Consider the following 12,787-nt stretch of genomic DNA (forward strand, 5'->3'; position numbering starts at 1 on the left):
TACCAGGATCACCGTGCTCTCAAGCCGCCGGAAACAGCTTCCAACGCCCCGGTCGGAACGCCACGCGACTCTTCTGTGCCGCGGGATGGCCGACCGGCAGTTCGATCTCGACCCGCTGGCGCTCGCCGCCGATCTCGAGTTCCACCCGGCGTGTGCCGGCGACGCGGCGGCTGGCGGCGACCGTGCCGGCGATGCAGCCGCTGCAGCCGTCGAGAAGTTCGACATCGTGCGGGCGGAAATACAGTATAGCGTCGCCCTCGGGCGCGTGCGGTGCCGACAGACCGATCGGACGGTCGGCGAGCCAGATCTCGCCATGCTCGACCTTGACGGGAAGCGAGCTCGATTCGCCGATAAAGCCGTAGACGAAGGGTGAGTTCGGCGTGTCGTAGATATCGTCGGCGGTGCCGACCTGCTCGATGCGGCCCTGGCTCATCACCACGACGCGGTCGGCAAGTTCCAGCGCCTCTTCCTGGTCGTGGGTGACGAAGACGGTGGTGTGGCCGGTGCGGTCATGGATCTCGCGCAGCCAGCGGCGCAGTTCCCGGCGCACCTGGGCGTCAAGCGCGCCGAACGGCTCGTCGAGCAGCAGCACTCTGGGTTCGATCGCCATGGCGCGGGCGAGCGCGACGCGCTGGCGCTGGCCGCCCGAGAGCTGTGCCGGGTAACGCTTTTCGAGACCGGAAAGCTGGACGAGGTCGAGAAGCTCGGAGGCGCGGCGGCGGATTTCCTGCGCCGGCGGCCGTGACGGCCCGTGCCGGACCTTGAGACCGAAGCCGATATTGTCGGCCACCGTCATGTGCCGGAACAGCGCGTAGTGCTGGAAGACGAAGCCGACATTGCGCTCCTGGATCGACTTCTGCGAAGCATCCTCGTCGCCGAAGAAGATCTTTCCACGGGTCGGCCGTTCCAGCCCTGCGATCAGCCTGAGCAAGGTCGTCTTGCCCGAGCCGGACGGCCCCAGCAACGCGATCAGTTCGCCCGACTTGATATCGAGCGACACGTCGTGGAGTGCGGGAAACCGCTCGAACTCCTTGCGCACGTTGGCAACGCGAACTTCCATACAAATCCCTCTGCTAATGTCCGCGCGTCGCGGCAAGCTCGGCGCCGTAGCGCATCTCGAGCAGTGTTTTCAAGACCAGCGTTACCAGCGCCAGCCCGGCAAGCAATGAAGCGACGGCAAAGGCGCCGACCGCGTTGTACTCGTTATAGAGGATTTCGACATGCAGCGGCATGGTGTTGGTCAGGCCGCGTATGTGGCCTGATACCACCGATACCGCGCCGAATTCGCCCATGGCGCGGGCGTTGCACAGGAGCACGCCGTAGAGCAGGCCCCATTTGATGTTGGGCAACGTCACGTACCAGAAGGTCTGCCAGCCATTGGCGCCGAGCGAGAGGGCTGCCTCCTCATCGCCATTGCCCTGTTCCTGCATCAGCGGGATCAGTTCGCGGGCGACGAAGGGGAAGGTGACGAAGACAGTGGCCAGCACAATGCCAGGTACGGCGAACAGGATCTGGATGCCGTGTCCCTTCAGCCATGCTCCAAGCAGTCCTTGAGCGCCGAACAGCAGCACATAGACCAGACCCGAAATGACCGGCGAGACCGAGAAGGGCAGGTCGATCAGCGTGGTGAGAAACGCCTTGCCCTTGAACTCGAACTTGGCGATGGCCCAGGCGGCGGAGATGCCGAAGACGACATTGAGCGGCACCGAGATCGCCGCGACGAGCAGCGTGAGATGGATGGCCGAGCGTGCGTCCGCTTCACCCAGTGCTTGCGTATAGGCACTGACGCCTTTCGCCAGCGCCTCGTGGAAGACGATGATCAGCGGCAGCAGCAGGAAGATGCCGAGGAAGGCGAAAGCGATCGCCATCAGCACGGCTTGTGCCGGACGGCTTTCGGTTACCGCCGCCGATTGGCTCTCGTGATACGGTTCGTAGGATTTGATCTCGGGATCAGCCATAGCGCTTGCGGCTCCATGTCTGCACGAGATTGACGACCAGCAGCATGATGAACGACAGAGCGAGCATGATCGCCGCGATCGCGGTCGCCGCCGGATAGTTGTATTCCTCCAGCCGGATGACGATCAGAAGCGGCGCGATCTCGGATTTGTATGGCAGGTTCCCGGCAATGAAGATGACCGAGCCGTATTCACCGACGCCGCGCGCGAAGGCCAGCGAAAAGCCGGTGATGATGGCCGGCGCCAGGCCCGGAAACAGCACACGGGTGATGATCTGGAAGCGGCTGGCTCCAAGCGTGGCGGCTGCCTCCTCCACCTCCTTGTCGATTTCCTCCATGATCGGCTGCACGGTGCGCACGACGAAGGGCAGGCCGATGAAGACGAGTGCGACGACGATGCCGAGCGGCGTGTAGGCGACCTTGATGCCGAGCGGCATCAGCAATTTGCCGATCCAGCCATTGGGCGCATAGAGCGTGGTCAGCGCAATGCCGGCGACCGCCGTCGGCAGGGCGAAGGGCAGGTCGACCATGGCGTCGACAATGCGACGGCCAGTAAAGCGGTAACGCACCAGCACCCAGGCGACGAGCGTGCCGAAGACGACATTGACGATCGCCGCGAGGAAGGCGGTGCCGAAGCTGATTTCCAGCGCGTTGAGGGTGCGGCGGTCGGTGGCGATCGCCCAGAATTCAACCCAGCCGAGAGATGCCGAGCGCCAGACCAGCCCGGAGAGCGGAATGAGGATGATGAGGGTGAGGTAGGCAAGCGAGAAGCCGAGCGTCAATCCGAAACCCGGAATGACGCTCGGCTGTCTGAATCGCCACCCCGCCTGCGCGGGTGCTGTGGTCATGTCGTCCTGATCTAGATTTAGCTCACTGGGCCGGCTTGTAGATCTGGTCGAATATACCACCGTCGCCGAAATGATAAGGCTGCGCCTTCTTCCAGCCGCCGAAAAGCGGGTCGTCGATGGAGATCAGCTTGATATCGGGGGTCTTCGGAATATCCGCCGGGGCCACGAGTTCGGGCTCGGCGGGACGATAGTGATTCTTGGCGATGATCGTCTGCGCTTCCTTGGAATAGAGCCAGCCGAGATAGGCTTCGGCCACCTTGCGCGTGCCCTTGGCATCGACATTGGCATCGACAATCGCCACCGGCGGCTCGGCCAGGATCGAGGTCGGCGGATAGACGATCTCGAAATTGTCGGCGCCGAATTCGTCGAGCGCCAGATAGGCGTCATTTTCCCAGCCGATCAGCACGTCGCCGATGCCCTTTTGCGCGAAGGTCACGGTCGAGCCGCGCGCGCCGGTGTCGAGCACCGGGGCATTGGCGTAGAGCTTGCCGACGAACTCCTTGTTCTTGGCTTCCTCGCCGCCATCATGGGCGTTGGCGTAGGCCCAGGCGGCGAGGTAGTTCCAGCGCGCGCCACCCGAAGTCTTGGGATTAGGCGTGATCACCTGGATGCCATCCTTGACGAGGTCGCTCCAGTCGTGGATGCCCTTGGGGTTGCCCTTGCGGACCAGGAAGATGATGGTCGAGGTGTAAGGCGCTGAATTGTTTTCGAATTTCTTGCGCCAGTCGGGGTTGATCTTCTTCGACTTGGAGACGATGGCGTTGATGTCGCCCTCGAGCGCCAACGTTACCACATCGGCGTCGAGGCCGTCGATCACGGCACGGGCCTGGGCGCCCGATCCACCGTGCGACTGCTGGATGGTCACCGTCTCGCCAGTCTCGGCCTTCCAGTGGGCCGCAAAGGCCTCGTCATAGGCCTTGTAGAGTTCACGGGTCGGATCGTAGGACACGTTGAGGATAGTGGTGTCGGCAAACGCGAAACCGAGCGTGCCTGATAGAACCGATGTGACGACCAGTGCGCCGAGCAGTTTCCTGAAATGAGGTTTGGTCATTTCTGCCTCCGTTGAACCCGCGCCAAATCTACCGAATTGATAGAAATTAGATGCATCGAATGTTGCCTTTTTTGCCTTCGGGAAACAATTTTTCGCCGGATTTGGGTCAAAAGAGGAAACAATTTCCTCAACATGCGAAGTGGCACGCGGGTCTAAGTAGGACCGGTCCGGGTTGTGGCAAGGCGCCAGCCTAGAGCGTTTCACCGTTTCATGAAAACGGCGAACCGCCCTAGCTCTTTCTTCCATGCAATTCCGAACGGAAAACCGCGTCTCACTTTTCCGGAATTGCTCTAGTTTGCCGTCACCGGAAAATCGAAGCGCTGTTTTGGGAAAGGCTCTTTGCTCAGCGTGAAGTGCCACCATTCGCGAGCATAGTTGCGGAAGCCGGCGGCACGCATGGCTGCCAGCAGCATTTTGCGATTTGCTACTGCCTCAGTGCCGATCAAGGCACTGGCGGTTTCGCTCTTGCGATCAAAGCAGTCGAAGCCGGTGCCGAAATCGACGGTGCCGACGTCCGGCGCGCCGCAGGCCGGGCGCGCCGAGTCCTTCTTGTCTGTTTCGGCGATGGCGAGGTCGACGGTCGAGCCGCGTGAATGGCTGGAGAGCTCGCCGATATAGCCCTTGGCGATGAGATCGCCGCGTTGGACCGTGGGATACCATTGCGAATCGGGCGGCCCGCCCTCTCGCGTCCATTTGCCCATGTCGGCGACGGCGCGGGCAGGGCGATAGCAGTCGAACACGACCAGTGTCAGGCCTTTTGCTGCGATCACCTGTTGGACGCCGGCAAGAGCTTTCGCCGCCTGTTCGGTGAGGATGCAGACCGGCGCGTCGTAGCCGCTCACCTTGCGGTGCAGGAAATCGTCCGATCCGGCGTAGCGGATGTCCTGGCGGATCGACGGGGCGATATCGGCGAGACGAACGAAGCCGGCGGGCAGGGGATCGGCGGAAGCGGGGAGAACGGGAGCGGCAACCGTCAGCACACAAAAGCCAACGCGCAGAATCGCCTGGCGGATTCTATTCAACGAACACTTTCACGCTCGCCGCCCGTCCCGCCGCGTCGATCACGGTCAGCGTCGAGTAACCCGCGCCGTCGGGCAGCCAGGTCGCGGTGCGGCGGCGGTCGATGCCGGAGAGCGGCTTGCCATTGGCCAGCCAGCGGAAGGGCGCACGGCCGCCTTGCAGTTTGAGCACCAGCGGCGAGGCATCGGCCGAATTGGTGGCGAGGTCGACGCGGGCGCCGTCCGGCGGGAAGATGATGGTTGGGGCTGGCTCGGTCGGCGTCGCCTGCACCAGGCCGTCGGCGCCGGCGCCGAAGCGGGCGAGCGTCACCGGCAGATCCTCGCGCTTGGGCGTGAAGGCGCCTGGCGGCTTGCCCGGCAGCGGCACGGTGGCCAGACCCGAACGGACAAAGCCCTCGAACAGGATGGGAGCGGCCGAGACATAGCCGGAAAGGCCCGGCACCGCGCCGGCATCCGGCCGGCCGACCCAAACGCCAAGCACATAGCGGCCGTCGAAGCCGACCGACCAGGCGTCGCGGTAGCCGTAGGAGGTGCCGGTCTTGTAGGCGATGCCGCGCTGCAAGGCGCCTTCCGGCGGTTTTACGCCCGAGAGGATGTCGATGATCTGCCAGTTGGCCTGGTCATTGAGGATGGTGGCGGTGGTGCGTTCGGCATTGGCCGGCTCGGTGCCGTCATGCAGCGTGTGCGTCTTGCCGCCATTGGCGAGCCCCGTATAGAGCTGGACGAGATCGCGCAGCGTGACGCCGACGCCGCCGAGGCCGATGGCCAGGCCCGGCGCCTCGTTGACCGGCAGGATCGGGTTGACGCCGGCCTGGCGGAAGCGCGCCGTCAGCCGCGCCGGCCCGACCGCGTCGAGCACGCGGATCGCCGGCACGTTGAGCGACAGCTGCAGCGCCTGGCGGATGCTGACATCGCCCTGGTAGCCCATGTCGAAATTTTTTGGCCGGTAGCCGCCGAAATCGACCGGGCTGTCCTCGATCAACGTTTCCTGTGCCACCAGTCCCTGTTCGAAGGCGAGGCCATAGATGAACGGTTTTAGCGTCGAGCCGGGCGAACGCACGATCTTGGTCATGTCGATCCAGCCGGAACGGCTGGCATCGAAGAAATTGGCCGAGCCGACTTCGCCCAGAATGTCGCCGGTGCGGGAATCGGCCAACACCATGGCGACCGACAGGCGCGGCCCAAGCTTGGTGGCGGCGTCGCGTGCAACCCGTTCAAGCCCTTCCTGGACGCTTTTGCGGATGGTCAGCTTGAGCGGCTGACCGGGAACGGCCCTGGGCAGCATCGCATAGGCGGCATGCGCGGCAAGCGCCGGCAAGGTGCGACGCAGGCCCGACACGTCGTCAAGTGCGGCGCGCGCGGCCTCGCGTTCGCCGATCAGGCCAGACGAAACCATGCGGGTCAGCACGCGGTCGCGGGCGGCATGCGCGATTTCGAGGTTGCGGTCGGGCCGGCGCTTTTCAGGCAATTGCGGCAAGGCGACGAGCAAAGCTGCTTCGGAGACGGTGAGCCGCTTCGGTTCCTTGCCGAAATAGGCAAGCGAGGCGGCGCGCACGCCCTCAAGGTTGCCGCCATAGGGCGCCAGCGTCAGATAACGTTCGAGAATCTCGCGTTTGGACAGCTGCCGCTCGATCTGGATGGCGCGCAGCATCTGCTTGATCTTGGAGCCGAGGCTGCGGCTTTCGCGTGGCTCGATCAGGCGGGCCAGCTGCATCGACAGCGTCGAGCCGCCGGAGACGATGTGGCCGCTGGTGATGAGCTGGCCGGCGGCGCGGCCAAGCGCCAGCACGTCGACGCCCTGATGGTCCCAGAAACGCTTGTCCTCATAGGTGACCAGCATGTCGACGAACTGCTTGTCGACCTGGTCGAGCCGGGTTTCGAGCCGCCAGTAGCCGTCCGGCGTGGCGAAGGCGCGCAACAGCTGGCCATCGCGGTCCTGGACTTCGGTGGAGACTGTGAGTTCCGCCGGCAAGGGTGGTGGGAAAGCGCGGTCGAGTTCCCAGAGAGAGGCTGCGGAGAGGACCGCAAGACCAGCGCAGGCAGCTGCGGTTATGGCGGCGCGACGAAAGAGTTTTCTGGAGAGCATGGCGCTGCCCCTCATCCGCCTGCCGGCACCTTCTCCCCGTAGAACGGGGAGAAGCGAGCTGTCATGAGCGCAACCGCCATTTGCATGATCGTCACAACAGGCGCCTTACGGCGCCTTGATCTCCATCATGCCGGTGGCGGTGCGGGCCGAAAACTGCGGCCGGTACATGTCTTCCACCGTTGCCGCCGGATGGGCGTAGGTGCCCGGCGTCACGGCGCGCACGACATAGGCGAGCGTCAGATTGTGGTCGTGATCGCCGTCGGCCGGGTTGAACGCCGCGACGAAACGGTCGTCGCGGAATTCGAGATGGGCGGCGTCGGTCTGTGCCAGCCAGGAGAAGTTCGTCAATTGCGCGCTGGAGACCAGGCCGGGATTGTCGATCTCGAAGCCGGCCGGCAGCAGGTCGGTGACCAGCAGGCGCGACGGCCAGCTGTTTTGTTCGGTGACCTTGAGCACGACGACATAACGTTCGTTCTGGGTGGCCTCCGTCACATTGGCTTCGGTGCCATCGAGCTTGTAGTAGGTGCGGTCGATGGTGAAGCCGTCCCCGCCGGCCGGCAAGGGCTGGATCGGCGACGCCACGGTAGTGACGACGGCCTGCAGCGGGGTCTTGCCGGTGTTGGCGATTTCGAGCGGGCTGTCGACCAGCTCGGAGCCGTTGACCTGGTTCGAATAGCCGCCCGAATGCGGCGCGCCATTGACGGTCAGCGTGATCGAATCATTGCCTTCCTTCAGCGCGCGGGCCGCCAGCAGCATCCAGGAATCGTCCTGGGTGCTGGTCCAGCGGACTTCGGCGCGTTCCCTGGTCACCAGCTTGATCAGTTCCGGCACGATCGTCGACACCGGCTTCGATTCCGCCGCCAGCGACAGCATCGCCGCGCCGTCACGCAGCGCCGAGCCGTAGTCGGAGCGATACCAGTCGTAGTCGGTCTGCGACTTGGCGAGTTGCAGCGCGGTCTTGAACGTCGCCTCCGAGCGCTGGGTGTCGCCGTAGAGCGCCAGGCTCGCCGCCAGCTGGGCAACGGCCATCGGGCTGGAGAAGGCTTCGAGCTGGGTATCGGCATAGTAACGCAGATCGCCGATCGAGGCCTTCTTGTTGCGGGCCAGCACGTAGAGGGCGTAGGCGATCTCGCTGCCGCGGTCCTGTACGCTCTGATCGTAGCCGAGCGAGTTCTGCAGATTGCTCAGCGCCTGGTTCATGGCAAGCGCCGGCACATCGTATTTCTGCTCGCGCGCCCTGGTCAGGAACTCGCTGACATAGGCATCGAGCCACAGATCGCCGGAGCCCGGACCCCACAGGCCGAAGCTGCCAGATGAGGACTGGTAGCTCAGAACCTTGTAGATGGCATCCTGGATGCGGCCATGCAGGTCGGGGTCGCTTTCCATGCCGACGCCCGAGGCCATCTCGTTGACATAGAGAAGCGGCATGGCGCGGCTGGTGGTCTGCTCGGCGCAACCATAGGGGTAGCGATCAAGCGTCATCAGCAGTGAAGGCACGTCGAAGGCAGCCGCCTGCGAAACGCCGACACTGACGGAGGCACCGTCAAGCAGGCTTGCCGCAAGCAGTTCCTTGTCGACGCGCAGCGCGCCGCCATTGCCCTTGAGGTCGACCACAAGACGCGTGGTGACCGGCAATTGCGCCGGTCGCACCGGCACATAAAGCGTCTGCTCGACCTTGGTGCCGTCGGCATGCGCCAGCTTGATGGTGAGCGAGGCATTGCCTGGCGTTCTTGCGATCAGCGGCACGGTCAGCGTCTGGCGCTTGCCCTGGGCTAGCGTCAGCTTCTGGGGCAGGGGCTTGTCACCGGTCGACAGATCGCCCGTCGTGTCGATCGAGAAGGCATAGTCGCCGGCAGGGCCGTCGGTGTCGGCGACGTCGAGCCGCATGACGGCGTTGTCGCCAGGTGCCAGGAAGCGCGGCAGGCCGGCGGTGATCACCACCGGGTCGCGCACGATGACGTCCGACTGGGCATGGCCGACCGCTTCCTTGGTCCAGGCGACGGCCATGACGCGCACGGTGCCGTTGAACTGCGGGATGTCGAAGTCGATCCGTGCCTTGCCGTCGGCATCGAGCTGGACGGGTCCGGAGAAGAAGGCGACCAGCTTTTCGGTGGGCGGGCTGCCTTGCGCCTGCATGTTGGCGCCGTCACCGCCGGTCCTGAGCTTGCCGGTGGTGCCGAGCGAGCCATCGATCAGGCGGCCATAGATGTCGCGGATCTCCATGCCCAGCATACGCTGGCCGAAGAACCAGTTCTCCGGGTCCGGCGCCTTGTAGTTGGTCAGGTTGAGGATGCCGACATCGACAGCGGCAACCATTACGTACGCGTTGGTGCCTGGCTTTACGCCGGCCACGGAAACCGGGATCGACAGCTGCTGGCGCGGCATCGTCTTGTCCGGCGGCGTCAAGGTGACCGCGAGCTTTTTCGAGCCCGGATCCACCGTCAGCCATTTCACGCCGATGGCGCGGGCCGGCATGCGCGTCTCCTGCGCATCGCCCGGCCGGAACAGGGTTGCCGTGACATAGGCGCCGGCGCCCCAGTCGTCGCCGACCGGGATGTCGACGGTGCTGCCGCCGGCCGGCACAGTCGCCGTGATGGTCTTCAAGAGCTTGTCGGAGCCGATATTGATCAGAAGTTCGCCGGCAAAGTGCGGCGAGACTTTCAGCTTGGCCACTTCGCCGGCGGCGTAATTGTCCTTGTCGAGGCCGATTTCGAGGCCGTCAGGCGTCTCGGTGGTGGTCGAGGCGACATACCAGCCGGCGTCGAACTCATAGCTGGTCGCAGGCCCCTCGGGGTCCGAGGTTTCGACCTCGAGCCGGTACTGGCCCCAGTCGACCGGTACGGAGACGGTGGCATCGCCATCGGCGCCGAGGTCGATCTGGCCGTTGGCGATCGACTTGGTGAAGGTGACCGGCTCGTAGTTCCACGAATTGTTGGAGCGGTACCACTGGTAATTGCGTTCGACCTTGACCAGCGTCCACTGCGCGCCTTTCAGCGCCTCGCGCTTGCCGGAGGGATCGACGGCGATCAGGCTGAATTTGGCGGTGCCGCCCTGCGGCACCTCACCATCGGCGAAGTCCGGACGGACGCCGATCATATGGCCTTGCGGCCGGATGCCGATGTTGAGCGAGCGCTCGATGGCGCGGCCACCGGTTTCGCGCATGCGCACCGTCACCTTGCCGTCGACCAGCTTGGTGGTCGAGGGTAATTGGTCCACGGTAACAGGGAAGGTCGCCTTGCCGTCATCGCCAACCACCGGCAGGTTGGTCAGCGGCGTGACGGTGGGCTCCGCCGACTGCTCGTCGGCGAGGCCGAAGGAAAAGTTGGGGAAGCGGTCCCAGTCGCGCGCCGTCGACAGCGTCAACTCGCCTTCCAGGGCCAGGCCTGCCGCAGGCGCGCCATAGAGGAAGCGGCCGTCAATGTTGATGTTGGCGGTCTCGCCGCGCTCGATTTCCTGCTTGTCAGCCTTCATGTCGAATTCGATGCGATCCGGCACGAAATCCTCGACCAGGAACATCTGGCTGGCGACGGCCGGCTGCTTGGGATCGGTGTAGATCGACACCGACCAGGTGCCGCGCATGGCGTTGGCTTCGAGCGGCAAGTCGACGGCGTGGCCGCCGGCCGAGGCGCCGTCGCTGACGATGCGGCGGTCCTCGACGCCATCAGGGCGCGAGAAGATGAAGGTCAGCGGCAGGTTCTCGACCGCCTTGGCTGCGCCGTCGCGGGCAAGGGCCGCGACATGGACATCCTCGCCGGCGCGGTAGATGCCGCGTTCGGTCCAGGCATAGACGTCGAGCGCGCCGGGCGCGGCGCGTCCGGTGACGCCGCGGTCGGACAGGTCGAAGCCGGCCTTGGACATGTCGAGGAAGACGAAATCATTGTCGCCCTGCTTGGCCATCAGCACGGCCGGCACCATGCCGCCGTCGCCGCGCGTCAGGCCGGGGTTGAAGACGGCGTGGCCGTTGGCATCCGACGTCGCGGTGCCGAGAACCTCGTTGTTCCTGGCAACCAGCGTCAGTTCGGCGCCGGCAATCGGCTTGGCTGAGCCCAGCGAACGGGCAAAGACATTGAGCCCGTCCTGGCCCGTATAGGTCGACAGGCCGATGTCGGAGACGACGAACCACTGCGTGGCCATCTGACCGGAGTCGTCGCTCTTGTCGTTGACCGCCTTGGCGGTCAGCACATAGACGCCGGGCTTGCGCTGCGGCAGCGCTTGGTCGACCGGGAAGGAGGTGGTGACCTCCTTGTTGAGGTCGTTGACGATGTCGATCTGGCCTTGCCAGACCGGAGCGCCCATCTGTTCGGTAATGTTGGAGATGTCATAGCTGTCGAGCTGGTGCAGGAACTGGTAGCCCGACAGAAGCTGCGCCAGCGAACGGTCGCCGATGCGGTAGAGCTTCATCTCGGCGGCGTTCATGTTGACGGTGACGACCGGAATGCCGCGGCGCGCGCCGGCCGGCAGCACGAAGCTGTCGCCGGTGAAACGGGCGGACGGGGCGCGGTCCTGCACATAGATCGACAGCACCACGGGAGCGGCGGTCACTTCGCCGATCGCGGCCGGCAGGCCGGCGCGGAAAGTGACGTCGTAATGCTGGCCGTGTTCGAGCCCTTCGACGCAGATCTGCTTGTCCTTGGCCTCGACACCCTTGGGCGGCGCGTTGTCGACGGTGACGAACTGCGCGTAGTCGACACCGGTCTTGACCAGTTCCTCGGAGAATTGCGCGCAGATGCGCGGCGCGCTGGTGTCGGCATCGACGCTGTGGTCGATGACGCGGAAACCCTTGCGGGCCTTCAGATCGGCATAGTCGGCCTGCACGGCCGGCGAAGTGACCAGCGCAAGGCTCGCCTCATAGGCCTGCAGCGCCGGTCGGTAGAGATCGCGCTTGTCGAGGCCGTTGCCGAGCAGCGCCAGCACGTCGGCGCGCGTCTTGGTGGTGCGCAGCAGCTTGTAGGCGTTGAAAGCGGCCGAAGTGCCGTTCATCGGCAACATGGATACTTCCACGGTGCTGGCTGTGGGCTGCACGGCCAGCGTTTCGCGCGCCAGGTCGAGCCAGAGCTGGCCATCGTCGGGCATCACCGAGACAGCGGCCTCGTATTTCTGCATGGCGGAGCGATGGTCGCCGGTCAGAACGGCCTGTTCGGCCGCGTTGATCAGGGCCGCCATGCCCTCGGTTGGCTTGTCAAAGGCGGGGCCGAGCAGCCGGTTGCGGTATTGCTGGGCCTGGTCGGCCATCCAGTTGGGGAAGAAGGCGAGTTCCGGCGGCGCGCCGATATCGGGGTCGCCGTCAATGTTGACGACCTTGCCGGCAACCGCGCCATTGAACGGCTTCAGCTGGTTGTAGTCGGATTTGAGAAAGCACCATTTGGCCTTGGTGTTGTAGGTGAAGGCGCGGCAGGCCGAATCACCAAGGCATGTCGTCTTGCACTGGTCGAGGGTGACATTCTGGTCGGATCTGAGATCAAAACCGAAATAGTCGGAATTGTCTGATGTTGCGATTCGCCGCGCCTCGGCCGCTTGCGCGACGCCGTTCCAGGCTAAGACATTGGCCCAGGCAAAGAAAAGAAGGATCAGGATAGACAGACCACGAGCCGCGCGCATTGCCATAACACCCTCCAGACAAGTGCAGACGTCCGGGCATGTTCAAGCTTCAGTCAAGCTTGTCAACGCGCGAACGCGGCAGGTGCCGCCTGCCAACGGTTTATTTCCCGGCCAAGGACCGGTATGCGAACAGTAACCTCCACGGGACAGGGGATCACGCTTTCTTGCGGAAACGCAGAAGGTGTGAATTCCAAGCCCGTCCTATTTCAGACAATTGGATTGTGGCCCCTT

At 64.4% G+C, this 12,787-nt stretch carries 7 protein-coding genes; all 7 read right to left on the minus strand.

What is annotated here, in order from left to right:
• Positions 1 to 19: 19 nt before the first annotated feature.
• The gene (locus tag HGP13_RS16235) at positions 20 to 1,060 is read right to left on the minus strand and encodes a sulfate/molybdate ABC transporter ATP-binding protein (protein ID WP_172227193.1); all 1,041 of its coding nucleotides are present in this window, start codon (positions 1,058 to 1,060) and stop codon (positions 20 to 22) included.
• A gap of 13 nt (positions 1,061 to 1,073) precedes the next feature.
• Complete coding sequence (gene cysW, locus HGP13_RS16240) at positions 1,074 to 1,958, minus strand: sulfate ABC transporter permease subunit CysW (RefSeq protein ID WP_172227196.1); 885 nt, start codon at positions 1,956 to 1,958, stop codon at positions 1,074 to 1,076.
• On the minus strand, positions 1,951 to 2,802 hold the full coding sequence (cysT, locus tag HGP13_RS16245; RefSeq protein ID WP_172227198.1) for a sulfate ABC transporter permease subunit CysT: 852 nt from the start codon (positions 2,800 to 2,802) through the stop codon (positions 1,951 to 1,953). Before cysT ends, cysW begins: the two co-directional genes overlap by 8 nt.
• 22 nt (positions 2,803 to 2,824) lie before the next feature.
• The gene (locus tag HGP13_RS16250) at positions 2,825 to 3,853 is read right to left on the minus strand and encodes a sulfate ABC transporter substrate-binding protein (RefSeq protein WP_172227200.1); all 1,029 of its coding nucleotides are present in this window, start codon (positions 3,851 to 3,853) and stop codon (positions 2,825 to 2,827) included.
• A 290-nt stretch (positions 3,854 to 4,143) separates the two neighbouring features.
• Positions 4,144 to 4,875 carry a M15 family metallopeptidase gene (locus HGP13_RS16255; RefSeq protein ID WP_172227202.1) on the minus strand — a complete coding sequence of 244 codons (732 nt, stop codon included), beginning with the start codon at positions 4,873 to 4,875 and terminating at the stop codon, positions 4,144 to 4,146.
• Positions 4,868 to 6,958 carry a penicillin-binding protein 1C gene (pbpC, locus tag HGP13_RS16260; protein WP_246707411.1) on the minus strand — a complete coding sequence of 697 codons (2,091 nt, stop codon included), beginning with the start codon at positions 6,956 to 6,958 and terminating at the stop codon, positions 4,868 to 4,870. Before pbpC ends, HGP13_RS16255 begins: the two co-directional genes overlap by 8 nt.
• Positions 6,959 to 7,063: 105 nt before the next feature.
• Positions 7,064 to 12,562 (minus strand): alpha-2-macroglobulin family protein, encoded by a 5,499-nt coding sequence (locus HGP13_RS16265; protein ID WP_172227207.1) that lies wholly within the window; start codon positions 12,560 to 12,562, stop codon positions 7,064 to 7,066.
• Positions 12,563 to 12,787 lie beyond the last annotated feature (225 nt).

Origin of the sequence: Mesorhizobium sp. NZP2077 (assembly GCF_013170805.1) — a bacterium.
In the GTDB taxonomy this organism is placed as follows: Bacteria; Pseudomonadota; Alphaproteobacteria; order Rhizobiales; family Rhizobiaceae; genus Mesorhizobium.

Bases quoted from the DNA above. Each gene is read 5' to 3' on its own strand.
- HGP13_RS16235 (WP_172227193.1), bottom strand. From the start codon at position 1,060: ATGGAAGTTCGCGTTGCCAACGTGCGCAAGGAGTTCGAGCGGTTTCCC.
- cysW (WP_172227196.1), bottom strand. From the start codon at position 1,958: ATGGCTGATCCCGAGATCAAATCCTACGAACCGTATCACGAGAGCCAA.
- cysT (WP_172227198.1), bottom strand. From the start codon at position 2,802: ATGACCACAGCACCCGCGCAGGCGGGGTGGCGATTCAGACAGCCGAGC.
- HGP13_RS16250 (WP_172227200.1), bottom strand. From the start codon at position 3,853: ATGACCAAACCTCATTTCAGGAAACTGCTCGGCGCACTGGTCGTCACA.
- pbpC (WP_246707411.1), bottom strand. From the start codon at position 6,958: ATGCTCTCCAGAAAACTCTTTCGTCGCGCCGCCATAACCGCAGCTGCC.
- HGP13_RS16265 (WP_172227207.1), bottom strand. From the start codon at position 12,562: ATGGCAATGCGCGCGGCTCGTGGTCTGTCTATCCTGATCCTTCTTTTC.